Annotated in this window: 22 protein-coding genes and 2 pseudogenes; 12 read left to right on the forward strand and 12 right to left on the reverse strand. The window is 52.4% G+C overall.

The window, feature by feature from the left end; all coding sequences use genetic code 11:
- Positions 1-284 precede the first annotated feature (284 nt).
- The 5 genes from RSA72_RS03160 to RSA72_RS03180 all read left to right on the forward strand — a co-directional run bounded on the left by RSA72_RS03160 (position 285) and on the right by RSA72_RS03180 (position 3,257).
- Positions 285-593 (forward strand): BolA family protein, encoded by a 309-nt coding sequence (locus RSA72_RS03160; protein WP_332623129.1) that lies wholly within the window; start codon positions 285-287, stop codon positions 591-593.
- Positions 594-611: 18 nt separating this feature from the next.
- Positions 612-1,004 carry a SirB2 family protein gene (locus tag RSA72_RS03165; protein ID WP_332623115.1) on the forward strand — a complete coding sequence of 131 codons (393 nt, stop codon included), beginning with the start codon at positions 612-614 and terminating at the stop codon, positions 1,002-1,004.
- Positions 1,005-1,086: 82 nt separating this feature from the next.
- Positions 1,087-1,923, forward strand: a complete 837-nt coding sequence (locus RSA72_RS03170; RefSeq protein WP_332623117.1) for a ParA family protein — start codon at positions 1,087-1,089, stop codon at positions 1,921-1,923.
- 12 nt (positions 1,924-1,935) lie between these two features.
- Positions 1,936-2,328: a hypothetical protein gene (locus tag RSA72_RS03175; RefSeq protein ID WP_332623118.1), complete on the forward strand. Its 393-nt coding sequence runs from the start codon at positions 1,936-1,938 to the stop codon at positions 2,326-2,328.
- A 335-nt stretch (positions 2,329-2,663) separates the two neighbouring features.
- Positions 2,664-3,257 carry a LysE family translocator gene (locus tag RSA72_RS03180; protein ID WP_332623119.1) on the forward strand — a complete coding sequence of 198 codons (594 nt, stop codon included), beginning with the start codon at positions 2,664-2,666 and terminating at the stop codon, positions 3,255-3,257.
- Between the two features lie 8 nt (positions 3,258-3,265).
- On the opposite strand, the gene RSA72_RS03185 is transcribed toward RSA72_RS03180, so the two are convergent.
- Positions 3,266-3,907: a DedA family protein gene (locus RSA72_RS03185; RefSeq protein WP_332623120.1), complete on the reverse strand. Its 642-nt coding sequence runs from the start codon at positions 3,905-3,907 to the stop codon at positions 3,266-3,268.
- A 265-nt stretch (positions 3,908-4,172) separates the two neighbouring features.
- Here RSA72_RS03185 and guaA point away from each other — a divergent pair, with 265 nt between their 5' ends.
- Together guaA and RSA72_RS03195 are read left to right on the forward strand one after the other, a co-directional pair.
- Complete coding sequence (gene guaA, locus RSA72_RS03190; protein WP_332632748.1) at positions 4,173-5,741, forward strand: glutamine-hydrolyzing GMP synthase; 1,569 nt, start codon at positions 4,173-4,175, stop codon at positions 5,739-5,741.
- A gap of 256 nt (positions 5,742-5,997) precedes the next feature.
- Positions 5,998-6,936, forward strand: coding sequence for a restriction endonuclease (locus RSA72_RS03195; RefSeq protein ID WP_332623122.1), 939 nt, complete (start codon positions 5,998-6,000; stop codon positions 6,934-6,936).
- A 38-nt stretch (positions 6,937-6,974) separates the two neighbouring features.
- Here the strand turns inward: RSA72_RS03195 and RSA72_RS03200 are convergent, their stop codons facing one another.
- From RSA72_RS03200 to RSA72_RS03210, 3 genes are all read right to left on the reverse strand, one after another.
- On the reverse strand, positions 6,975-7,970 hold the full coding sequence (locus tag RSA72_RS03200) for a DNA cytosine methyltransferase (RefSeq protein WP_332623124.1): 996 nt from the start codon (positions 7,968-7,970) through the stop codon (positions 6,975-6,977).
- A 185-nt stretch (positions 7,971-8,155) separates the two neighbouring features.
- A complete protein-coding gene (locus RSA72_RS03205; protein WP_332623126.1) occupies positions 8,156-9,505 on the reverse strand; it encodes a GGDEF domain-containing protein in 1,350 nt (449 codons plus the stop codon).
- The gene (locus RSA72_RS03210; RefSeq protein ID WP_332623127.1) at positions 9,502-9,840 is read right to left on the reverse strand and encodes a hypothetical protein; all 339 of its coding nucleotides are present in this window, start codon (positions 9,838-9,840) and stop codon (positions 9,502-9,504) included. The genes RSA72_RS03205 and RSA72_RS03210 overlap by 4 nt, the downstream gene beginning before the upstream one ends.
- 27 nt (positions 9,841-9,867) lie before the next feature.
- Here RSA72_RS03210 and RSA72_RS03215 point away from each other — a divergent pair, with 27 nt between their 5' ends.
- The 4 genes and pseudogenes from RSA72_RS03215 (at position 9,868) to RSA72_RS03230 (ending at position 12,350) form a co-directional block, all read left to right on the forward strand.
- Complete coding sequence (locus tag RSA72_RS03215) at positions 9,868-10,815, forward strand: pirin family protein (protein WP_332632750.1); 948 nt, start codon at positions 9,868-9,870, stop codon at positions 10,813-10,815.
- Positions 10,815-11,183: pseudogene (locus RSA72_RS03220) on the forward strand (pirin-like C-terminal cupin domain-containing protein); the annotation flags it as partial. The gene RSA72_RS03215 and the pseudogene RSA72_RS03220, both read left to right, overlap by 1 nt.
- A gap of 43 nt (positions 11,184-11,226) precedes the next feature.
- Positions 11,227-11,625, forward strand: coding sequence for an OsmC family protein (locus tag RSA72_RS03225; protein WP_332624769.1), 399 nt, complete (start codon positions 11,227-11,229; stop codon positions 11,623-11,625).
- Between the two features lie 116 nt (positions 11,626-11,741).
- A complete protein-coding gene (locus RSA72_RS03230; RefSeq protein WP_332624770.1) occupies positions 11,742-12,350 on the forward strand; it encodes a glutathione S-transferase in 609 nt (202 codons plus the stop codon).
- Between the two features lie 70 nt (positions 12,351-12,420).
- Here RSA72_RS03230 and RSA72_RS03235 read toward each other — a convergent pair whose 3' ends face one another.
- The 4 genes from RSA72_RS03235 to RSA72_RS03250 all read right to left on the reverse strand — a co-directional run bounded on the left by RSA72_RS03235 (position 12,421) and on the right by RSA72_RS03250 (position 15,780).
- Complete coding sequence (locus tag RSA72_RS03235; RefSeq protein ID WP_332632752.1) at positions 12,421-12,570, reverse strand: hypothetical protein; 150 nt, start codon at positions 12,568-12,570, stop codon at positions 12,421-12,423.
- A 194-nt stretch (positions 12,571-12,764) separates the two neighbouring features.
- Positions 12,765-14,123, reverse strand: coding sequence for a phosphate regulon sensor histidine kinase PhoR (phoR, locus tag RSA72_RS03240; RefSeq protein WP_332622642.1), 1,359 nt, complete (start codon positions 14,121-14,123; stop codon positions 12,765-12,767).
- Between the two features lie 24 nt (positions 14,124-14,147).
- A complete protein-coding gene (phoB, locus tag RSA72_RS03245; RefSeq protein WP_332622643.1) occupies positions 14,148-14,858 on the reverse strand; it encodes a phosphate regulon transcriptional regulator PhoB in 711 nt (236 codons plus the stop codon).
- A gap of 226 nt (positions 14,859-15,084) precedes the next feature.
- Positions 15,085-15,780 carry a TetR/AcrR family transcriptional regulator gene (locus tag RSA72_RS03250; RefSeq protein WP_332622645.1) on the reverse strand — a complete coding sequence of 232 codons (696 nt, stop codon included), beginning with the start codon at positions 15,778-15,780 and terminating at the stop codon, positions 15,085-15,087.
- 223 nt (positions 15,781-16,003) lie between these two features.
- On the opposite strand from RSA72_RS03250, the gene RSA72_RS03255 reads away from it, so the two are divergent.
- Positions 16,004-16,840 carry an SDR family NAD(P)-dependent oxidoreductase gene (locus tag RSA72_RS03255; protein WP_332622646.1) on the forward strand — a complete coding sequence of 279 codons (837 nt, stop codon included), beginning with the start codon at positions 16,004-16,006 and terminating at the stop codon, positions 16,838-16,840.
- 96 nt (positions 16,841-16,936) lie between these two features.
- Here the strand turns inward: RSA72_RS03255 and RSA72_RS03260 are convergent, their stop codons facing one another.
- From RSA72_RS03260 to uvrA, 4 genes and pseudogenes are all read right to left on the reverse strand, one after another.
- A complete protein-coding gene (locus tag RSA72_RS03260) occupies positions 16,937-18,304 on the reverse strand; it encodes an MATE family efflux transporter (protein WP_332622647.1) in 1,368 nt (455 codons plus the stop codon).
- Between the two features lie 287 nt (positions 18,305-18,591).
- The gene (locus RSA72_RS03265; RefSeq protein ID WP_332622649.1) at positions 18,592-19,059 is read right to left on the reverse strand and encodes a hypothetical protein; all 468 of its coding nucleotides are present in this window, start codon (positions 19,057-19,059) and stop codon (positions 18,592-18,594) included.
- Positions 19,060-19,231: 172 nt separating this feature from the next.
- Positions 19,232-20,055 (reverse strand): annotated as a pseudogene (locus RSA72_RS03270) (AbiJ-NTD4 domain-containing protein).
- Between the two features lie 117 nt (positions 20,056-20,172).
- A complete protein-coding gene (gene uvrA / locus RSA72_RS03275) occupies positions 20,173-23,004 on the reverse strand; it encodes an excinuclease ABC subunit UvrA (protein ID WP_332622651.1) in 2,832 nt (943 codons plus the stop codon).
- Positions 23,005-23,062 lie beyond the last annotated feature (58 nt).

The raw sequence follows: 23,062 nt of genomic DNA on the forward strand, positions 1-23,062 counted from the left end.
CGACCCCAACCTTGGCAAGGTTATGCTCTACCAACTGAGCTATTCCCGCATAGCGATGTATAATACATTAAGGATTTCCAAGGTCAATAGCTTTATGCAAAACCTTGCTTCAATTGCATAAAATAAAAGCAATTCGCAAAATAGCGGCAATTATTTGAACAGATTCCTGCACATGCAGCGCATGCAGGGGCGGCGCTGGGGATTAAAAATTGGCGGAAGCTGAAAACCGGCGCGCAGAACAGGCTATACTCAGCGCAGTTCATTTAGATTTTTGGAGCGCAGCCTTGAGCCTGGAACAGCAACTTATCGAACGTTTGCAGCAGCTTTCACCCAGCCATCTGCAGGTGGAAAACGAATCTGCCGGCCACGGCGGCTACTTCCCCGGCAAAGAATCGCATTTTAAGGCGGTGATTGTCAGCGAAGCGTTTGCCGGCCTGCGCCAGGTGCAGCGCCATCAGAAAGTATACGCCGCCGCCGCCGGGCTACTTGGCCCCGGCGCCATCCATGCCTTGGCGATTCATGCATTTCTGCCTGAAGAATGGGCCGGGCAGGACACGTCCAGCCCGGAATGCGCGCATGCCCCTAAGCCTTAACCGGGAGGCGGAGCATTGATGGAAACTCAACAGCTGATGAATCTGCTGCACCTGTCTGGCGCGGCGCTGGCCTGCTTGGCCGTGTTCAGCCGCGGGCTGACCCTGTTTAAAGGCGTGCAGGGCGATTTGCCCAATCCGGCCGGGCGCAAAGCTTTTGTTGCGCTGCAGCATCTGTCCATGACGCTGCTGGCTGCGACAGGCATTGCCTTGCTGGTCATGAAAAACTTTGAGGTGCAGCCGTGGTTTTACGCTAAAATTATCCTGTTTGCAGCGCTTTTATCTGCGCTGAGCAAAGCCTACCGCAAGGAAGGCGGCATTGCCCTGAACCAGCGCCGCGCCGGCCTGTTTCTGGCTGCCGTGGCCTTAAGCGCCATTTTTGGCCTGGTGCTGATTCAGCCGGACTTCGGCTGACGGCTGGACATAATAAATTGCAGCGGCGCGGTGCTCAGGCCGGCTGAAACAGCGGAATAATAATGAGATCAAGGGGGTTTTAATGCGTACACGGGTAGTATTCAACCAAAAAGGCGGCGTGGGGAAATCCAGCATTACGGTGAATCTGGCGGCCATCAGCGCGCATCAGGGCCTGAAAACGCTGGTGATTGATTTAGACCCGCAGGCCAATTCCAGCCAGTATCTGCTGGGCGATGATGCAACATATTCGGCCGGCAAGCCCGCGCTGGAGCCGAATATTGAAAATTATTTTGAGGAAGTGCTGGGCGCGCAGCCCGGCAAGGGCCTGCTGGGCAATGCCATTGGCTCGATTTTAAAAAGCCGCGCCAAAGGGCTGGAAAGCTATGTGCACCAGTCGCCGTTTAAAAATCTGGACGTAATTCCGGCCAGCCCAAGCCTAGGCGCGCTGGCGCACGCGCTGGAATCCAAGCATAAAATTTACAAGCTGCGCGATGCGCTGCAGCAGCTGGACGGCAAATATGACCGCATCTTTATTGATACGCCGCCGGCATTCAACTTCTTTACCCTGTCTGCGCTGATTACCGCCGACCGCGTGCTGATTCCTTTTGACTGCGATGTGTTTTCCAAGCGCGCCTTGCAGACCCTGATTGAAAATGTGATTGAAACGCAGGACGACCACAATGACCGCCTGGAGATTGAAGGCATTGTAGTCAACCAGTTTCAGGCGCAGGCCAAGCTGCCGCGCGAAGTGGTGCAGCAGCTGAAGGATGAAGGCCTGCCGGTGTTAAACAGCATGCTGCCGCCGTCGGTGCTGATGAAAGAATCGCATCATAAAAATCAGCCCTTAATCCATCTGGCGGCGGATCATAAATTGACGCAGGCCTATCAATCATTGTTCAATGAAATTGAGCAAAAATAAGACGGGAGTTCTATGAAAGCGATTAAATTAAGCCTGCTGGCGGGCAGCGCGCTGCTGCTGGGCGCCTGCGCCACGGCAGTGAAGCCGACTTATGTTTCGCCAGCGCAGTATCAGGCGCTGAACTGCCAGCAGCTGCAGAGCGAGTACAGCCGCATTCAGCAGCATATTGACAGCGGCGTGCAGCCTGCGAAACGCACCGGCATGGGGGTTGGCGTCGGCCTGGGCGGAGGCTGGGGCAGCGGCGGAGGCTGGGGCATCGGCCCAAGCATTTCGGTCAACATGGGGCAGTCATCCAACACCAAAAAAACTGAATTGGCGCGCCTGATGGGCGAGCAGGAAGCGCTGGTTCAGGCTGCTCAATTCAAAGGCTGTCCGGCGATTGCGCGCGCCAAAGCGCAGCCTTAGCGGCATGAGCCAATGGCGCTGCCCGGTTTTGCGGAACCGGGCAGTGCGCAGAAAAAAATGTAATAAAATTTGTCTTTGCCCCTGCGGCTATCCCAAAGCGGATTCTATGCGGATTATGCGCTTTGAGCTGAAGGCCATTTTTAATGCAAATCAATGAAAATAAAAAAATTAAACTGAATAATCAGGCACTCCGGCCGCGCGCTTTCCGGGCAGCGGCTGGGCGCTGCGCCTGGGCGGATTTCCGCTGAAAAGATGCTTTCCGGCCTGAAGCAGACTTGTTTTTATAAATTATTTTCAGATATGGTGTGGCCACTTTTGGGCAGTTTCAGGTGTTTATGATTGAGAGTTGGCTTTTTGTCTTGGCAATGATTGCTGTCCTGATGGCGCCGGGGCCGACCAATGCATTGCTCGCAAGCTCCGCGCATCAGCAGGGCACCGCAAAAACCAGCCTGCTTATTCCTGCTGAATTTTTCGGCTATTTTTACGCCATCAATTTATGGGCGCTGCTGATTCATCTGACTGCGCCGGTTTGGCCGAACCTGATTCATCTGCTGCATTTTCTCAGCATGATGTATGTCTTTTGGCTGGCTTTTCATTTGTGGAAAGCTGCCGACCTGCACAAGCATAATCAGAAATACCCCTGCATCCGCCCGCGCCAGCTGTTCTTTTCCACCTTGAAGAACCCGAAAGCGCTGCTGTTCGCAGCCGGCATCCTGCCGCTGGAAACATGGAACAGCCCCGCCAATTTTGCGCTGGTATTTGCCGTGTTCAGCCTGGCGCTCCTGCCTTCGGCAATTGTCTGGATGTCTTTCGGCCGCGCCATCCTTTCCGGAAGCGTCAGGAAAATAAAAGCCGATCTCTTGTATAAAGGATCGGCCATGGTGCTGGTGCTTTGCATGTTTCCGGTGATTATCCGCTTTTTTTCCTAGGCGGATGCTCAGGCGGCTGGGCCGGCCTTTTTCATTTTCTGGCGGATAAAGCCGATAATGCCCGGCAGCACGCTGATGATGATGATGCCGAAAATCAAATGGGTGAAGTTGTCCTTGACGATCGGCATATTGCCGAAAAGGTAGCCGAGCAGGATGAATGAGCCTGTCCAGCACAGCGCACCGACGACATTGTAGGTCAGGAAGAATTTGTAATTCATGCTGCCGGCGCCGGCGACAAAAGGCGCAAAGGTGCGGGCAAAGGGAATGAAGCGGGCGAAAATAATGGTTTTGCCGCCATGCTTGGCGAAGAACTGCTGCGTCGCGATTAAATGCTGCTTATTGATAAAGCGCGATTCGATTTCAAACACGCGCGGGCCAATATATTTGCCAATGTGGTAATTCAGCGTATCGCCCAGTACGGCGGCGATAAACAGCAGAATGAACAGTGTCCAAGGATCCATTGCCCCGGTCGACGCGGCCAGTGCGCCGGCTGCGAACAGCAGGCTGTCGCCCGGCAGGAACGGCATCACGACTAAGCCGGTTTCCACAAAAATAATCAGGAACAGAATCGCGTAAATCCATACCCCGTAATTGGCAATGAATTCCAGCAAATGCTCATCTACATGCAATATAAAATCAATAAGTTCCATGAGTAAAAAACAGGCAAAAATGTAATGGAATCCTAGCAGTCCAGTACCGGAAAGTCAGTATTAAAAGGTAATTAATTTGCCCGGCGGCGGCCTTGCAGGCGGAAGCCGGTGTCCAGCCGCGCTGCGGCGGATTTTGCGCGCCGGCAGGGGATGCCGCCTGCCCGCAAAATTTATGCTGCAAGGCCCTGTCCGAATAATGTGCGCACTGCGCGGAAAAATGCTAGAATAGCGCGCTTATTCCGTTTGCCTCACATAGTTGTTTGTCATGACTTCCAATACTCAAATTACTGAAGATCGTATCCTGATTCTGGATTTCGGTTCTCAATATAGCCAGCTTATTGCGCGCCGCGTGCGTGAAGCCGGCGTATATTCTGAAATGTATGCCTATGACCTGTCTGAAGAAGACATCCGCGCATTTAATCCAAACGGTATCATTCTTTCAGGCGGCCCTGAAAGCGTGCACGAAGAAGGCAGCCCGCGTGCGCCTCAAGTGGTATTTGAACTGGGCGTTCCAGTGCTTGGCATCTGCTATGGCCTGCAAACGATGTCTGAACAGCTGGGCGGCAAAGTTGAGCCGGGCACAGTGCATGAATTCGGCTATGCGGAAGTTGATATTCAAGTCCGCGACAAACTGATTGGCGACCTTGAAGATTCTGCAGATAAATTAAAAGTATGGATGAGCCACGGCGACAAAGTGACGAAAATTCCAGCAGGCTTCCAAATTACCGCCAGCACGCCAAGCTGCCCGGTGGCGATGGTGTCTGACGAAACCCGCCGCTTCTACGGCATTCAGTTCCACCCGGAAGTGACGCACACCGCCAAAGGCGCAGAGCTGCTGTCTAACTTCGTGCATGGCGTTTGCGGCTGCCGCAGCCTGTGGAACTCAGAAAATATTATCGACCTGCGCGTTGAGCAGCTGCGTGAGCAGATTGGCGGCCAAAAAGTGCTGCTGGGCCTTTCCGGCGGCGTCGATTCTTCTGTTGTGGCTGCGCTGCTGCACCGCGCGATTGGCGACCAGCTGACTTGCGTATTTGTAGATAACGGCCTGCTGCGACTGAACGAAGGCGAGCAGGTGATGGACATGTTTGCGAAAAACATGGGCATCCGCGTGATCCGCGCAGATGCTGAAGAGCGCTTCCTGACGGCGCTGGCGGGTGAAGTTGACCCTGAGAAAAAGCGCAAGATCATCGGCCGTGAATTCATTGAAGTATTCGCTGAAGAAGCGCGCAAGCTGGATGGCGTGAACTTCCTGGCGCAAGGCACGATTTACCCTGACGTGATTGAATCTGCCGCGACGAAAAACGGCAAAGCGCATGTAATTAAATCGCATCATAACGTGGGCGGTTTGCCGGAAGATTTAGCCTTTGAACTGGTGGAGCCAATCCGCGACCTGTTTAAAGACGAAGTCCGCCGCTTAGGCACAACTTTGGGCCTGCCGCATGAAATGCTTTACCGCCACCCATTCCCGGGCCCGGGCCTTGGCGTGCGCATTCTGGGCGAAGTGAAAAAAGAATATGCGGACATTCTGCGTCTTGCCGATGACATTTTCATGCAGGAACTGCGCGCAAGCGGCTGGTATGATAAAACTGCGCAGGCATTTGCAGTGTTCCAGCCGGTGAAGTCTGTAGGCGTGGTCGGTGACGGCCGCCGCTATGCATGGGTGATTGCGCTGCGCGCGGTGGAAACAGTGGACTTCATGACCGCCCGTTTCGCGCATCTGCCTTATGATCTGGTGGATAAAATCTCTACCCGCATCATGAACGAAATCAAAGATGTTTCGCGCGTGGTATATGACGTGTCGTCTAAGCCGCCTGCAACAATTGAATGGGAGTAATTTAGGGCTTTCGGACAGCACTGCTGTCCGCCTGAATTACGGCAAGGGCTGTGCCCGCGCCATTTACTGGGATTTCATGAAGCAGCGCTTCATGCCAGTTTTACGCCATGAGCAAAAATTGAAAGCATTGCTTTTCAATTTTTGCGCAAGATGTTCGCGGTGATGTCTAAATATATAGATATGCTAATCAAAAAGGGCGCTTAGGCGTCTTTTTTGATTTATAATTTTTAAAATTAACAGCTTACAGAGTGTAAAAATGTCCTTGCCAACGTATGATCAATTGATGCTGCCGTTAATGAGGTTACTCTCAGAACAAGAAGAAGCTATAAAAATTTCATTGGTTGCTGATTTGCTTGCGCAACGTTCAAATTTATCTGAAGAAGAATTAAATCAAGCATTGCCTAGCGGGAAAAATATTTTTAAAGACCGTGTTGCATGGGCTAAAACATATTTGGTTAAGGCGGGATTGGTACATCAGCCTAAGAGAGCATTTTGTGAAATTAGCGATTTGGGTAAAACTATTGAGCTTAATGGCTTAAATTCAATAACAAATGAATTTCTTGCTCAGTTTGATGGATTTAATGATTTTAAATTTGGCAGATCAAGCGCTTTGAAGCAAAATAGTGATTTAAAATCGTTGCCATATGGCAAACTATTGAATAATAATGAAGAAACGTTAACGCCTGAAGAGATTATTCAAACTGCAACTGAGTTGCTTAGCGCAAATTTAAAGGCTGATTTGCTTAATGCCGTAAAAGAAAATAGTCCGGCTTTTTTTGAAAGGTTAGTTGTCGATTTATTGGTTGCTATAGGTTATGGCGGCTCACATCAAGATGCAGCTCAAGCGATTGGAAAAACTAAGGATGGGGGAATAGATGGCGTGATCAGTGAAGACCGTTTGGGTTTGGATAAAATTTATATTCAGGCGAAACGTTGGGAAAATACGGTAGGGCGCCCTGATATTCAGCAGTTTAAGGGCGCTTTAGCAGATCAGGTTGCAAAAAAAGGCGTATTTATCACCACATCAAACTTCAGTAGGGAAGCAATCGAATCAGCTGAAAAATCAGGGATTGTTTTGATTGACGGTGAAAAATTAACTTCTTTAATGATTGAGTTTGGCTTAGGCGTGCAGGTTGAACGGACTTTCCATATTTATAAAATAGACCAGGATAGGTTTGATGAAGAAACTTATTGAATAAAAAAATGCCTCAGCGTCTGTTATTTCTCCAAACTTTAAAACAGTTTCAAAATCTGCTCGCCAATGCGCTGAATGAGCGGCATGGTGACAGAATTTCCCGCCTGCATGTATAAAGCGCAGTTCCCCATTTTTTTAGGAAAGCGCATTTCATGCACGGGGTAGCCCTGAAAAGCGAAGCACTCTTTCGGCGTCAGCTTGCGGATGCCGTAATCATCCAAAATCAAAGGCACATTATGGCCGCCTGAGCCCATATTCGCGGTTAAGGTCGGACAGACGCTGCTTTTATTTTCACGCACATATACCCGGCGCCATTGATAGACCGTATCTTTGGAGGTCACGCCTTCCGCCATTTTGGCATGATAGCGGTGGCCCGGCGCATAATAATACTTCTGGTCGACCCGGCCTTTTTCCAGAATATCCTGAATGCCGCGGGTCAAGGGAATCTCTTCAGGGAACTCAAAATCCCGATAATTCGGCACTTGCTTGGGGTCAAGCGCGACAATAAAAATCCGCTCACGGTTCTGCGGCACATTGGCATGAGTCATGCTGTTCAGCACTTTATAGCTCACTGTATAGCCCAGCTCTTCCAGCGTGTTGCAGATCACCTGAAAAGTGTTGCCTTCATCATGCGACACTAAATTTTTAACATTTTCCAAAAAAACCGCTTTAGGGCGGTGCTTCCTTGCAATCTCCGCCACATCAAAAAACAGCGTGCCGCGGGTTTCCTGAAAGCCCTTGCGGTGGCCGGCAATTGAAAAAGCCTGACAGGGGAAGCCGCCGCAGAGGATATCGAATTTTTCCGGAATTTTGGCTTTGGTTGCATCCTGCGTAATGTCGCCGTCCGGATGCTCGCCATAGTTCAGCGCATAGGTCTGCTGCGCATGCTTATTCCATTCGCTGGAAAACTCACAGCGCCCATGCAAATTCTGCAAAGCCATGCGGAAGCCGCCGACACCCGCAAACAAATCGATAAATGTGAATTTATGGTCTTGAGGCTGCGGAAACGGTGTCGAGAGCAGGTCGGGTTGCATTAAAAGCCCTTCAATGGCGGAAAAATTCGATAGGGTTTCATTTTAATTCAATTGGCTAAAATAGAAAGGGCGCAGCCGGGCTATTTGCGCTGCTCAGTGCCGGACTGCAGCCGGAGAATCCGCAGCGGATTTCAGCCGGATGAACATCAAAAAAAGCGGCGGCGCGGCTGCATGCGCTGCCGGGCCTATAAAATTGACCATGAGCGCTGCGCCGGTTTTTTGCGCAGCCCTTGCGGCTTGACTGAACCAAACTGCTTTCCGGTTTTTGCCGGCGCAAGCTTGGGCTGAGCGCTCATGGACGGATGATAGCGCACTACGCAGTTGCGCCCGTTTTCTTTGGCCTGATACAGGGCGATATCCGCCTGCTTGACCAGTTCATCCAGCTGCTGCTTATGCGATTTCAGCTCTGCAACGCCAATTGACACCGTAAAGCTTAAAGGCTGATCCGGCTTGAGGCATAAATACTCCTGCTGAATGCGCTGGCGGATGCGCTCGGCAATAATCATGGCGTCCTGAATATGGGTTTCCGGAAGCAGGGCAATAAACTCTTCGCCGCCGAAGCGGGCAAGGACATCGCTTTGGCGCATTTCCTTGCGGGCGGTGCCGGCAATCACCTGCAGCACGCGGTCGCCGCTGTCATGGCCATAAGCATCATTGATTTTCTTGAAATAATCGACATCCAGCATCAGCAGGCAGGAACTGGCCGGCGTGGGCCATTCATGAATTCTGCGTTCCGCCATATGCACAAACTGGCGCCGGTTGTAGAGCTGGGTCAGCTCATCGGTATGCGCCAGATTTTCAAAGCGGCGCAGGTTCCAGTCATCCAGCAGGCAGCGCAGGAAATTCCTGCGCGCGCTCAGCGCGCTGCTCCAGCTGATGTATAGGCTGAACAGTACAATCGGGCTGAAGGTCAGCAGGAACAGCAGCGCCTCCTGCGGGCTGAGCAGCTGCTGCGCGCCAGCCAAGGCGGACAGGCTTATAAACGCCGTGCTGTACAAGGCCGGCTTAAAGCGCACCTGTATGCACAGGTTGGCGATCAGGATGAAAATAACCGATGCGTAAATATAGGAGCTGGCCCACGGGCTGTGCGACTGCAGCAGCAGGGACATCCACAGCGCCATGCTGCAGGCGGTGCTGATGGGCAGGATCATATCCAGCAGGCGGATATCTTTTTTTAACTTGAACAGGTAAAAGCAGGCCAGCAGGGCGGCTGCCGCGCAGCCGATGCGGAGCAGGGCCGACGCAATGTAGACGTCAGGAAGAATAAAGCAGTCGGCAAAGAAATAGAGCAGAAAAACCAGCTGGGCAATGTAATTGATGCGGCGCAGAAAAAAGCGCTGCTGCGCATACTGGAAATTCAGAAAAGCCTGCTGAAATGCTGCAGGAATGCGGGCCTTCCGGTCAGCCAGCGCCTGCTCAATCAGGTTGCGGCTCTGCAGGCTGTATTCTGAGGGTTTAAGCAAATGCTGCTGGCGCGCGCTCTGTCTCTGGACGTCTGGATTGGCTCCGCTGCCAATCTGTCTATCTGCAGTCATGTGATCTTCCTTGTGAACAGAAGAGCTGGCGAATAGACAGCATGAACCGGATAAATAAAAAATGAACTCACCAAATTTGGGTATTTTTCAGGCGAATTTATAACAAAATGTGTACAGCGCTGGCGGCTGAAACCGCGCCGCAGGCTTTTCCAGGCAAGGCCGGGCGCGCCTGAAGCAACGCAGCGCGGGCCGGCATGGAGCTTGGCGCCGGAAAACAAAAAGCCTATTGTCCTGTTTATACAATTCAGCGTATTAAGGGAAGCATAGGCTGCAGTGAAATAAGCCGCTAAGATGGCAGCGCGGCTGGGCAGAAGGCCGCATCCAGCAAAAGACAACCGATGAGCCAGATTCAGGATAGAACCATGAGCAATAACAATTATACCGAGCTGTCCGATTCGGACGATTGTGAAAAATACATCAGCCAGTTCATTCAGGACTTTCCGCTGCGCAGCGCAGAGATTGGGCAGGGCACCGTAATCAAGCGCGCTTTGCCCAGCCGGCATAAGCGCATGATTGGCGCATGGTGCTTTTTAGACCATGCCGGCCCGGCGGTTTTTCCGCAGGGGGATGGGCTGGATGTCGGCCCGCATCCGCACATTGGCCTGCAGACTTTTACCTGGATGATTGAAGGCAGCATGATGCATACCGACAGCCTGGGCAGCCGGCAGCTGATCCGGCCCGGGCAGGTCAACCTGATGACGGCGGGCTATGGCATTGCGCATGCCGAAGTAGCGCCGGAAACCGAAACCCATCTGCATGCGGCCCAGCTGTGGATTGCGCTGCCGGATGACAAAATCAATATCGCGCCGCGTTTTGAGCATTACCCGGAACTGCCTGCGGTCAGCCGGGACGGCATAGACTTTACCGTGCTGGTCGGCGAATTTTTATCCGCAAAATCGCCCGTTGCGGTGCATTCAGCGCTGCTGGGCGTTGACCTGCAGGCTGCGCAAAGCACCCGCACCCGCCTGAGCCTGAATCCAAAATTTGAATATGGCTTTATGGCTTTGGAGGGCACGGCGTCAATTAACGGCCATGAGCTGACTGAAGACAATATGCTGGTTTTAGAGCCGGGGCTGGATCATGCCGGGATTGAAATCCATGCCGGCAGCCGCGTGCTGCTGCTGGGCGGCGAGCCGTTTGAGTCGCCGATCCTGCTGTGGTGGAACTTTGTCGGCCGCACGCAGGAAGAGCTGCGCCTTGCGCGGGAGCAGTGGGCTGATCATGATCCGCGCTTTGGCGAGGTTGCCGGCTATGAAGGGCCGCGTTTAGAAGCGCCGGCCTTTCCGGATAAAATGCGCGCATCCAGATAGCTGCGCAAAGCACCCGCACCCGCCTGAGCCTGAATCCAAAATTTGAATATGGCTTTATGGCTTTGGAGGGCACGGCGTCAATTAACGGCCATGAGCTGACTGAAGACAATATGCTGGTTTTAGAGCCGGGGCTGGATCATGCCGGGATTGAAATCCATGCCGGCAGCCGCGTGCTGCTGCTGGGCGGCGAGCCGTTTGAGTCGCCGATCCTGCTGTGGTGGAACTTTGTCGGCCGCACGCAGGAAGAGCTGCGCCTTGCGCGGGAGCAGTGGGCTGATCATGATCCGCGCTTTGGCGAGGTTGCCGGCTATGAAGGGCCGCGTTTAGAAGCGCCGGCCTTTCCGGATAAAATGCGCGCATCCAGATAGCTGCAGTTCAGCCAAGATGCCGAAATTAAAATAAGGAAAAAATATGGGATTAATTGCATCTGCCAAAGTGCACAGCCTGCCTGCGCCGTGGGCGGGCGCGGTCAGCAGCCGGCAGCATCAGCTGCTGACCGACAAGCCGGAATCTGCCGGCGGCGGCGATACCGGGCCGGCGCCCTATGATTTGCTCTGCGCCGGGCTGATTTCCTGCACCATGATTACCTTGCGCATGTATGCGCAGCATAAGGGCATTGAGCTGGGAGAATTCAGCGTAGAAGCGGATTTTCATGCCGGCAGGGAAGGTCAGGAATGGATTGAGCGCCGCCTGCATTTCCGCAATCCGCTGAGCGCGGAACTGCAGCGCAAAGTGCTGGACATCTGCAGCAAAACGCCGGTCAGCAAAACCCTGCTGCGCAGCCTGGAGATCAGCACCACTTGGGCTTAAGCATCTGCAGGCCTTTTCAGGAAGGGAAATGCTTTTTCTTTTATGTTTATTGCGCCGCGCAAGGATAAAAATAAAGGCTGACGCTGCATCATCTGGAATAGTCCCATCCTTTCCGCATTTTATGGGCGCTGGAAGAATTGGGTCTGGATTGCCGCATCCGGTTTGATAAGCGCCTGCCGAATTTTTCCGGCCCGTCTGAGCTGAAAGCGGCGCATCCGCTGGGCAAGGCGCCTGTGCTGACCGACGGCGGGCAGGGCATTGCCGAATCTGCGGTGATTTTGCAGCATCTGCAGGAAAGCTATGACGCCGCCGGGCTGCTCAAGCCGGCTGACGCTTCCGCGCGCCAGCAGTACCGCTACTGGATGCATTATGCTGAAGCTTCGCTGATGCCGCTGCTGGTCATGCAGCTGGTGATGAATAATGTGCCGCAGCATGCGCCGTGGCTGATCAGGCCGGTTGCGCGGAAAATCAGCGCAGGGGTGAAAGCCGGCTTTGTGCAGCCGCGCTTGAAAGACCATATTGAATTTTTAGAAGGCTATTTAGCTGAGCATGACTATTTTGCCGGGCAGTTCAGCTTTGCAGATATTCAGATGAGCTTTCCATTGCAGGCGCTGCAGCTGCGGTCGCCGGGAAAATACCCGTATATTCAGGCGTTTTTGCAGCGCATCAGCAGCCGTCCGGCCTTTCAGCAGGCGCTGCGCAAGGAACAGGCGCTGGAGCGCTGAGGCGGCTGCCGTAAAAAAGCCTGCGTTTGGCACTAATGCTGATCAGTTAAGGAGTTCTACAATAAGCTCCTTAACTTTTGGGCCATTCACGGCGGAGTCTTACCGTTTTTAAATCGAATTTTTGGAGCTCGTTTTGTTCTTTTGTTTCGCCAAAAGAACCAAAAGCATTTGTCATCCGCGAAACCTGTTCACTTCCTGCACTTAAATAGCCTTTTTGCAAAAACAATCCATTTCAAATGCCACCGCTTCGCCTTGCGCTTCGAATAAAAGCAGTGCTTTTATTCTTGCTCAGGTTGCGGATGACACTTCCGCGTATCAAATAAAGTCTAGAATTTAAAAAGAAAATGCCAGTTAATTTCTTAACTGACTGGCATTACTGCGTTTGGCGCAGGCTTTTCTATGCGCAGGGCGCAATCAGCTGACGTGATACAGGCGCTCTTTCGGAAACACCACTTTAAAAATCGAGCCGCGGTTTTCCTTGGACTCAATTTCCAGATGCGCCTGATGCTGCATCAGCACATGCTTGACAATGGCCAGGCCCAAGCCTGTGCCGCCGGTTTGCCGGCTGCGCGCGCTGTCGACGCGGTAAAAGCGCTCGGTCAGGCGCGGCAGATGCTTGGGGTCAATGCCGATGCCGGTATCTTCAACAGTAAAATAGCCGTGTTCGGCGTCATCATGCCAGCCGATGGTGACGGTGCCGCCTTTGGGCGTGTATTTAATGGCGTTGGTGACCAGATTGCTGAAGGCGCTGGCCAGCTCAGTGTCAGAGCCGATTAAATCGCAGTGGCTGTCAATTTCCAGATTCAGCTCATGGCCGTAATCGGCATTATATGCATGCGCGTCGTCATACAGCTGATGCATCAGGCTCGGCATGTCAATAATTTGATTTTTAGCGATTTTCTTTTCATTTTCTAGGCGCGACAGCAGCAGCAGGTCATTCACCAGCGCATTCATGCGCCGGGTCTGCGACTGCATCTGATCGAAGGCGCGCTTCCAGCGCGGGTTTAAATCTTCCTGATCGGTAAAGGTTTCAATATAGCCGCTGAGCACGGTTAAAGGCGTGCGCAGCTCATGCGAAATATTGTCGACGAAGTCTTTGCGCATCTGTTCCAGATTGTGCATGCGGGTGACGTCATAGGCCACCAGCAGGCGGCTTTCGCCGCCGAAGCGGGTCATTTTGACCTGCACATAATGCTCATCAAAGCCGGTGGACTTCATTTTCAGGCCGTCCGGCGCCTGATCGATATTGTTGAAGTATTCAATAAAGCTTGGCTGGCGCAGAATGCTCAGAATGCTGCGGCCGCGGTCGGTGGGCTGAATGCCCAGCAGCTTTTCAGCCGCCGGATTCCACCATTCAATCTGATGCATTTCATCAATCAGCACCACCGCTTCGGCCAGCGCCACGAGGGATGACTGCGCGCGGTCAATCAGCCCGACCATTTCCGCCTGCACAATGCGCTCCTGGCGCTGCGCGCGGTAGACATTGAACAGCAGCGCGCCCCAGATGCCGTCGAGATTCGGCGGCACGTCATAGGGGCGGTTGGAAATCCAGTCATTGACCAGATACAGTGAGCGCAGCTGCTGCGCAAAGAAGATGGCGGAAGCTGCGGAAATGCAGACCCAGAAATAGCCGACCCCGAGGCCAATGAAGCCGCCGATAATCAGCAGAAACGCCAGCAGGCGCAAGTCCTGCTTGGCAAAGGCCCATAAGCTGCTGTAGCGGAATTTTCTGTGCCCGCGCGCAAGCTCAGGGACCGGGTAGGGTTCGTACATAAAATGCTGTTAACCTGAAAAGTTTTAGCCTAAGGCGACATCCGCGCGGGTAGAAAAGCGGTAGCCGGTGCCGCGCACAGTCTGCACATAGCGGTCGGCGCCATACGGCTCCAGCACTTTGCGCAGGCGGCGGATATGCACGTCAATGGTGCGGTCTTCAATATACACGTTTCCGCCCCAAACCTGATCCAGCAATTGCGCGCGCGTATAGGCGCGTTCCGGATGGGTCATGAAAAACGCCAGCAGGCGGTATTCGGTCGGCCCCATTTCCAGAATGCAGTCGCCGTGGCTGACGCGCTGGCTGACCGGATCGAGAATCAGGCCGTTGGCGTCAATGGTTTTTTCCCCGCCTAGCGCATTGGAGCGGCGCAGCACGGCTTTGATGCGCGAAACCAGTTCGCGGGTGGAGAACGGCTTGGTCATGTAGTCATCCGCGCCGGCATCCAGGCCCTGCACCTTATGGTCTTCTTCGCCGCGGGCGGTCAGCATAATGACCGGAATCTCGGACAGGTTCTCATCACGCTTCAGGCGGCGGCACAAGTCCACGCCGCTGACGCCGCCAGGCATCATCCAGTCCAGCAGGACAAGGGCAGGGCGCTGATCCACAATCATCTGGTGGGCCTGTTTGGCGTCTTCCGCCTGCTGGCACTGAAAGCCGGCCATATCTAAGGAAGTATGGATCATTTCCCGGATCGGGAGTTCATCGTCGACAATTAAAATGTAGTCATCTTTCACAGCGCAATACCCTATTTCATGTAAACGGTGAACCGTTTTTTATTTATGACAGGCTTATTACAAAGACTAATTATGACAGTATCATTGCAGAAAGGCGCGGTCAGCCGGTTTTCGAAAGAATTTGTGACAATTTTATGCACTTAAAATCCGCAATCGGGCGGTTTACGGTAAATTTAAGCGCCTGTATTGCAAAGGGCAGCAATTTTTTTCAGCAAAAACGCAGCCCTTATTTGCTTTTCGCCGCCTGCCCGTTTTTGGCAAAGGTCTGAAGCAAGGATAAGAAAACAATGCTGCAGGAAGATAACACTTCCTGCATCGGCTGCCGGTAGCCATTCATCACCCAGCGGATGGCGATTTGAGTGACATAGCCGTTCAGGCCGGTCGCCACCAGCGAAATTTCGCGTTCGGAACGGCTGAGATGCGGCATCATCAGCATGACAAAGGCGTGAATCATGCGGTCAAAGCGCTGCACGGTTTCATGAATGGTGGCCTGATTGTGCAGCTCCTGCACCAGCATGGCGTCTATATAGATAATCCGGGCCATGCGCGGATTGTCCTGCAGGGTGCTGAGCAGCGCGCTGAGGCCGGATTCAATCATTTTTTCCGGATCGGCCGAGGCCTGCATGATGGCCTGCGTCACGTTGCGCTGCAGCTCGTCAATCAGCTGGATGAAAATGGCCTGAAACAGCTGTTCGCTTTTTTTAAAAGACTCGTAAAAATAGCGCTCGGTCAGCTTGGCTTCAGTGCAGATGTCCTTGACCGTGACCGAGAAAAAGCCGTGCGTGCCGTAGGCTTCAATGCCGGCTTCAATCAGCTTTTCACGGCGCAGCTGCCTGCGCTCAGCCAGCGACAAGCCTTTGAACTGGCGCTCCCTGCCGCTTTTACTGTGCTCCGCTTCCGCCGTATTGCGCTGTTCTGTCATAAAAAACCAAGCCAAGCTGAAAAAATTCCCTTGCCCTATAGTAGCAGCAAAAGGGCGCAGCGCCTACGCTGCTGATGCGCAAAATACGCGCGTCTGCCCAGTCCTGAGATGATATTGACAATGCATATTGTCAAAACTATATTGGGTGTGCAGGCTGCGGAAAATGCAGCCGGATGGCCGCCGCAGCATCCAGCTCAGGGCCGGTTTAAGCAAAGGAACAAGAATGAAAAACTTCAACAATAAAGTCGCTGCGATTACCGGCGCCGGTTCGGGCATTGGCCAGCAGCTGGCGGTGCTGCTGGCGCAGCAGGGCTGCCATCTGTCATTAAGCGATGTCAATGAGCAGGGCCTGGCGCAAACCGCCGCGCTGCTGCAGAACAGCGGCGTGCGCGTGAGCACGCATAAAGTCAATGTGGCCAGCCTGGATGAAATGCGCGCCTGGGCGCAGGACACGGTGCAGCAGCACGGTGCGGTGAATATGATTTTCAACAATGCCGGCGTGGCTTTGGGTTCAACCGTGGAAGGGGCGGCCTATGAAGAGCTGGAATGGATAGTCGGCATCAACTTCTGGGGCGTGGTCTACGGCACCAAAGAGTTCCTGCCTTTAATCAAGCAGACCGGCGACGGCTGCATCATCAATATTTCCAGCCTGTTCGGCCTGACCGCGCAGCCGACGCAGTCGGCCTATAATGCCACCAAGTTTGCGGTGCGCGGCTTTACCGAATCGCTGCGCCAGGAACTGGACATGGAAAACAGCGGCGTGAGCGCGCTGTGCGTGCATCCCGGCGGCATCCGCACCAATATCGCCAATGCGGCCCGCATGAACGACAGCCTGCGCGCATTCGGCATGAACCCTGAAAAATCCGCGAAAACCTTCAACAAGCTGCTGCGCTGCCCGCCGGAAGAAGCTGCCCGCCAGATTCTGCAGGCGGTGCAGAAAGACAAGCGCCGCCTGCTGATCGGCAATGACGCGAAAACCCTGGATTTGATTCAGCGCATCTTGCCCACCGGCTACCAGAAAGTGACGGCGCTGGCGGCCAGATTCAGCAAAGGCCGATAAGCGCAGTCTGGCGCTGTTAAGCCCGCAGTCTGCGGGCTTTTTTGCGGCTGGAACGCCCTGCAGCCGGTTTTCAGCTGGCCTGCAGCGCTGTCCGCCTTAAATCAGCGCCTTGACGGCTTTTTTCTTCCAGAAAAACTGATAGTACAGCCCTTGCGCAATGCACAGGCAGACAAAAGCCAAAGCATAGGCATGCCAAATGCCCTGCAGGCCCCACCATGCGCTGAACAGGTAGGCGCAAGGCACTTCAATCAGCAGAATGGCCGCGATATTGATCATCATCGGCACGCTGACCGTGCCGCTGGCGCGCATGATGGAGGCGAAAATAGCGCTGGCGCCAAAAAATAAAATGGACCACAGCACAATAAACAGCAGCTGCTGGCCCAGCGCCACCACCTGCGGGTCGGTGATAAACAGCGCCATCAGGTATTTGGAGAACAGATAGGCCAAGGTCACCAGCGTTCCGGTAATGGCGATGTTCATGCCCAGCGCGGTGCGGGTGACTTTATTCAGCAGTTCAGGCTTGCCGGCGCCAATCGCCTGAGCGGCGAAGATCGACGCCGCAATGGAGATGGACAGCGCAGGGAACTGAATATAGTTCAGCACCTGATTGACTGCGCCGTAAGCCGCGGTGGCATCTGCGCCGTAGCGGTTGACTAAGCCGACAATCACCAGTCCGGCAGCCGAGGTGGTGACCATCTGAATGCCGGTGGGAACGCCTAAGCGCAGAATGATTCTGCTGAGTTCCGGCTGATGGCGGATATGCTGCATTAAGGCCCAGTTGGGGCGCAAAGGATGATCTTTCCGGTTTAAATACATATACAGGAAAACCAGTGCAATCAGCATGCCGATGGAGGCTGCGATGGCGGGGGCAATAATGCCCAGCCGGGGCAAGCCGAATTTGCCTAAAATCAGCACCGGGGTAATGATCAGCCCGGCCGCGATGGTCATGCCCGAAGCAATCAGCGGCGTGGCGCTGTCGCCGACGCCGCGCAGAATGGAGGTATAGATAATATACACAAACAGCAGCGGGCTGCCGGCCAGCATCCACCGCACATAAGGCACAGCAAGATGCAGCACGTCAGGCGCCGTGCCCAGCGCCAGCAAAACCGGCTTGGCGAACAGCATGCCCAGCAGGGCAATCAGCGTGCCGCCGATCAGGGTCATGAATAAGGTGGAGCCGACCACGCAGCGCACTTTTTCCACATTCTGCGCGCCCCAGGCCTGCCCGACCAGCACGGTCGCGCCGGCGGACAGGCCAATCACAAAAGCCATCAGGCAGAACAGAATGGGAAAATATACGGATACCGCAGCAATGGCGTGCACACCCATCATTTGCCCGACAAATACCGTATTGATGGTGCCGGACAGGTTTTGCAGAATATTGGTGGCGATCAGAGGAAGCAGAAAAAATAAAAAGTTTTTCCATAATTTCTGCTGGTTTACGAGAGGCTGATGCTCCGGCATGCGCAATCCTTTGATCTTGTTCTGAGGCTTATTTTCAGGCTTCACATTAGCATATCTGGGCTGAAAAAAGCCTGAATTTTTAAGTAACTTAGACAGCGTTTTAGGGCGAAGACAAAAGGGCAGAATGTCATTTTTGACTAATTTGATTCCTGTTTTTCAGCTACATTTTTTGATGTTCAGGGAATTCTCTCACAATTGTCATAAATCAAATGGCAGAGGACTTTTACACGTTGGCTGCATAAAATCCTCCAAGTGGAAGGCTCCTGTAATTCCAGCACACATCAAAATCACCAATTACTCTGCAAACATTTTACCCAATTTTCCGCCACACCAGCTCCAAAAATCGTTTCTTCTTTACACCAAACAAATAAAAAATCTCCACCTGCAATATAGAAATTAAAATTATATGTATTTTCAAAAATCCTTGATAAATCATCAAAACTATTAAATTTGAATATTTTTCTACAGTAATAAAAATCAAAAAAAATGTATAAACTTTGTTCTCTAGGGTTACAAAACTCAAAAAGCCGCTCCATTTGAGAAGCCCCCATAGGAAAATGTACACCAAACGTCTCTTTTTTTAATTGTCGCCAGAGTTCAGAATCATTCAAAGCTGGCTGTTCCCTAAAATATTTTTCAAAAACCTGAATATAATTTTTTTCACTTTCACTAATACCCAACTCACTATACAAGATGCTTAATTCATCAGCCACATCAAAAAAATCTTCAATAAAAAAATCTTCACCTTTTATCATAGATATATCTTCCTTTAAAAATTTTTATCGATCTTTTTCTTTAGACCTATTAGCAGAAACATCATCTAATAAAATATGAACCACTATAACCAATTACCTAAATAGCTATTACATACAAAACCGAATGAGAGCATATTTTATGGGAGATAATGTGTGATAAATATTTTAAAATTCAGCTATAGTTAATAAAGTTGATACAAGCAACCAGCATGAATTTTGCATCAATATAAGAAAGGTTCGATTCTCCTAACATCGCATGGCGAATACCGTCGCCGTCTGAAGTGTACCCATAAAGCTGGCTTAAACTGCTTTTTAATGCGGGATGTAATCCGTATTTATCTTCAATGATTTTTAGTGCCTTTCCAAGTGTTGCTTTGTCGTCATTGGTGACAATTTTACAAATAGATTCGACAGCACTAATGGACTCTTTAATTGAATTACGATAATCAGGATTTTGTCGATCTGACATTAATTTTAAAGCTTGATTTAAATGTTGTTGAACACCTGAATATTGATTTGTATTTTTTAAGGTATCTTCAATGGATTGAATTTCTTGTTCTGAGGTTATTGGTGTAATTTCGTTATTGATTATTCGATATGCACTATTCTCATGTTCTAGAACATTATTGACTGCTTTAATAAAAAGTTCTTTATTTTTAATAAAATCATAAGGAAGATTATCAGTAGTTTCCTCAATTAAGCTATAAATTTCGTGCCATTTACATGAAAAAAATGTTCTCTAATTTTTTTGATCGAGTCAGAGGTATATAATGGAATAGTATCTATAGGTATTTTGAATATATTGAACCAATAAGAATGAACTAATCCATAAGTATTCGAGTACTTAGTATAAGAATATGAATTTTTGTGACTTGTTTTATTCCAAATAAATGTATGGAGTATGCTCCAAAGAGCATTCTTAAGATCACTGTTAATGCTTTCTTTTTGAATAATCTCTCGAACAGGTTTATAGCCATATCTTTCAGAAAACCGCATTATTTACCTCAAAATAAAATATTTTATTTTTATCAATTTCTTAAATTTCCCCTAACCCCTCTTTGGGAAAGAGGGGAAACTCCCTCCTTTGCAAAAGGAGGGTTGGGGAGGATTTAATTATTTCAGCAGCGGCTTCAGGAATTTCGCGGTATGCGAAACCTTGGATTTCACCACCTGTTCAGGCGTGCCTTCCGCAATAATCATGCCGCCGCCGGCGCCGCCTTCAGGGCCAAGGTCAATCACCCAGTCCGCGGTTTTAATCACGTCCAGATTATGCTCAATCACCACAATGGTGTTGCCCTTGTTGCGTAGCTCATGCAGGATATCCAGCAGCTTGGCAATGTCATGGAAATGCAGGCCGGTAGTCGGCTCATCCAGCACATACAGGGTCTTGCCGGTATCGCGCTTGGCCAGTTCGCGCGCCAGCTTCACCCGCTGCGCCTCGCCGCCGGACAGCGTCGTTGCCGACTGGCCCAGGCGGATATAGCCCAAACCAACCTGATGCAGGGTTTCCAGACGGCGGTGAATCACGGGAATGGCGTCAAAAAAATGCATCGCGTCTTCCACGGTCATTTCCAGCACATCGGAAATATTCCTGCCTTTATAGTTCACTTCCAGCGTTTCGCGGTTGTAGCGCTTGCCGTGGCAGGCGTCGCAGGGCACATACATATCCGGCAGGAAATGCATGGCGACTTTAATCATGCCGTCGCCTTCGCAGGCTTCACAGCGCCCGCCCTTCACGTTAAAGGAGAAGCGCCCGGCCGCGTAGCCGCGCGCTTTGGCTTCCTGAGTCTGCGCAAACAGCTCGCGGATTGGAGTGAACAGGCCGGTATAGGTTGCAGGATTGGAACGCGGGGTGCGGCCAATCGGGCTTTGGTCAATATCCACCACTTTGTCCAGGAACTGCAGGCCGTCAATTGAATCGAACTTCTCCGCAGTTAAGGTGGTTGCGCCATTCAGCTGCGTCGCCGCCAGCGGCAGCAGGGTGCGGTTAATCAGCGTGGATTTTCCTGAGCCGGAAACGCCGGTCACGCAGGTCATAATGCCCATTGGAATGGTCAGGTCGACATTTTTCAGGTTGTGGCCGGCGGCGCCCAGCAGCTTGATCTGCTCTTCGGGCTTCGGCGGCGCGGTGCGCTTTTCCGGCACGGCAATTTTCAGCTTTCCTGAAAGGTACTGGCCGGTCAGCGAGTCTTCATGGGCCGCCAGCTCTTCATAGGTGCCCTCGGCAATGATGTGGCCGCCGTGGATGCCTGCGCCCGGGCCAATGTCAATAATATGGTCGGCCGCGCGGATTGCGTCTTCGTCATGCTCCACCACCAGCACGGTATTGCCCAGGTCGCGCAGGCGCATCAGCGTTTCCAGCAGGCGGTCGTTGTCGCGCTGATGCAGGCCAATCGACGGCTCATCCAGCACATACATCACGCCCATCAGCCCCGCGCCAATCTGCGAGGCCAGGCGGATGCGCTGTGCTTCGCCGCCGGACAGGGTTTCCGCGGAACGCGACAGGCTGAGGTAATTCAGGCCGACCGAAACCAGAAAATGCAGGCGCTCGCGGATTTCCTTGAAAATCTTGTCGGCAATTTCGCCTTTGGCGCCGGTTAAATGCAGGTTTTGATAATACTGCTCGGCATCGCCAATCGACATTTGGGTGATTTCGGCAATGGTCTTGTCCTTGACCCGCACATTGCGGGAAATTTCATTCAGGCGCGAACCGCCGCAGGCGTCGCAGGCGGCATTGGACAGGTACTGCGCCAAGTCATCGCGCACATAATTGGATTCGGTTTCGCGGTAGCGGCGCTCCAGATGCGGCAGGATGCCTTCAAAAGGCTGCACGCGGCTATGCCGGCGGCCGCGCTCATCAATATAGCTCAGGTCAATTTTTTCCTTGCCTGTGCCGTAGAGGAATGTCTTTTTGCCGCCGGCATCCAGCTCATGCCACGGCGTATCCAAAGACAGGCCGTAATGCTCGGCGACTTTCTGGATCATGCTGTAGTAATACGGGCGCTGCCTGTCCCAGCCGCGGATGGCGCCTTCGCTGATGCTGAGCGCGCTGTTCGGAATCAGCTTATCGGCGCTGAAATGGCTGCGCGTGCCGAGGCCGTCGCAGACCGGGCAGGCGCCGAAGGGGTTGTTGAAGGAAAACAGGCGCGGCTCCAGTTCCGCCACAGCGCGGTCACATTCGGGGCAGGAATGCTTGGCGGAGAACACGCGGTCGGCCTGTCCGCCATCCATCCAGGACAAAACCGCAATGTCGCTGCCCAGGCGCAGCGCGGTTTCAAAGCTTTCGGCAATGCGGTTGCCGAGGTCTTCGCGGACTTTAAAGCGGTCAACCACCACTTCAATGGTATGCTTTTTCTTTTTGTCCAGTTCCGGCGGCGCGTCAATTTCAATAATTTCGCCGTCCACCCGCGCGCGCACAAAGCCTTGGCCCTGCAGCTGTTCAAACAGCGCAGTGTATTCGCCTTTGCGGTCACGCACCACAGGCGCCAGCAGCATTAAAGCGGTGCCTTCCTGCAGGCTTTTCACCGCATCGACCATTTCCGACACCGTTTGCGCCACCATCGGCAGGTCATGCTCCGGGCAGTACGGCGTGCCGACGCGGGCGTACAGCAGGCGCAGGTAGTCGTAAATTTCGGTGATGGTGCCGACGGTGGAGCGCGGGTTGTGGCTGGTGGATTTCTGTTCAATGGCAATTGCCGGGCTGAGGCCTTCAATCGAGTCGACTTCCGGCTTTTCCATCTGCGACAGGAACTGGCGCGCATAGGCGGACAGCGACTCGACATAGCGGCGCTGGCCTTCGGCATACAGCGTGTCAAAGGCTAAAGATGATTTGCCTGAACCCGAAAGCCCCGTAATCACCACAAACTTGTCGCGTGGAATATCGAGCGACACATTCTTTAAGTTATGAGTGCGCGCGCCCCGAATACGGATATGACTTTGGCTCATGCAATGGTCCTGAAAAAATTCATCAAAAACCTTTATATGATAGCGCATGAAAAATGTT

Origin of the sequence: Acinetobacter sp., assembly GCF_036659555.1 — a bacterium.
Classification (GTDB): Bacteria; Pseudomonadota; Gammaproteobacteria; order Pseudomonadales; family Moraxellaceae; genus Acinetobacter.

What these genes read in the sequence shown, in the direction of transcription:
- RSA72_RS03165 (WP_332623115.1), top strand. Translation starts at nt 612, where the DNA reads ATGGAAACTCAACAGCTGATGAATCTGCTGCACCTGTCTGGCGCGGCG.
- RSA72_RS03170 (WP_332623117.1), top strand. Translation starts at nt 1,087, where the DNA reads ATGCGTACACGGGTAGTATTCAACCAAAAAGGCGGCGTGGGGAAATCC.
- RSA72_RS03175 (WP_332623118.1), top strand. Translation starts at nt 1,936, where the DNA reads ATGAAAGCGATTAAATTAAGCCTGCTGGCGGGCAGCGCGCTGCTGCTG.
- RSA72_RS03180 (WP_332623119.1), top strand. Translation starts at nt 2,664, where the DNA reads ATGATTGAGAGTTGGCTTTTTGTCTTGGCAATGATTGCTGTCCTGATG.
- RSA72_RS03185 (WP_332623120.1), bottom strand. Translation starts at nt 3,907, where the DNA reads ATGGAACTTATTGATTTTATATTGCATGTAGATGAGCATTTGCTGGAA.
- guaA (WP_332632748.1), top strand. Translation starts at nt 4,173, where the DNA reads ATGACTTCCAATACTCAAATTACTGAAGATCGTATCCTGATTCTGGAT.
- RSA72_RS03195 (WP_332623122.1), top strand. Translation starts at nt 5,998, where the DNA reads ATGTCCTTGCCAACGTATGATCAATTGATGCTGCCGTTAATGAGGTTA.
- RSA72_RS03200 (WP_332623124.1), bottom strand. Translation starts at nt 7,970, where the DNA reads ATGCAACCCGACCTGCTCTCGACACCGTTTCCGCAGCCTCAAGACCAT.
- RSA72_RS03205 (WP_332623126.1), bottom strand. Translation starts at nt 9,505, where the DNA reads ATGACTGCAGATAGACAGATTGGCAGCGGAGCCAATCCAGACGTCCAG.
- RSA72_RS03215 (WP_332632750.1), top strand. Translation starts at nt 9,868, where the DNA reads ATGAGCAATAACAATTATACCGAGCTGTCCGATTCGGACGATTGTGAA.
- RSA72_RS03225 (WP_332624769.1), top strand. Translation starts at nt 11,227, where the DNA reads ATGGGATTAATTGCATCTGCCAAAGTGCACAGCCTGCCTGCGCCGTGG.
- phoR (WP_332622642.1), bottom strand. Translation starts at nt 14,123, where the DNA reads ATGTACGAACCCTACCCGGTCCCTGAGCTTGCGCGCGGGCACAGAAAA.
- RSA72_RS03250 (WP_332622645.1), bottom strand. Translation starts at nt 15,780, where the DNA reads ATGACAGAACAGCGCAATACGGCGGAAGCGGAGCACAGTAAAAGCGGC.
- RSA72_RS03255 (WP_332622646.1), top strand. Translation starts at nt 16,004, where the DNA reads ATGAAAAACTTCAACAATAAAGTCGCTGCGATTACCGGCGCCGGTTCG.
- RSA72_RS03260 (WP_332622647.1), bottom strand. Translation starts at nt 18,304, where the DNA reads ATGCCGGAGCATCAGCCTCTCGTAAACCAGCAGAAATTATGGAAAAAC.
- RSA72_RS03265 (WP_332622649.1), bottom strand. Translation starts at nt 19,059, where the DNA reads ATGATAAAAGGTGAAGATTTTTTTATTGAAGATTTTTTTGATGTGGCT.
- uvrA (WP_332622651.1), bottom strand. Translation starts at nt 23,004, where the DNA reads ATGAGCCAAAGTCATATCCGTATTCGGGGCGCGCGCACTCATAACTTA.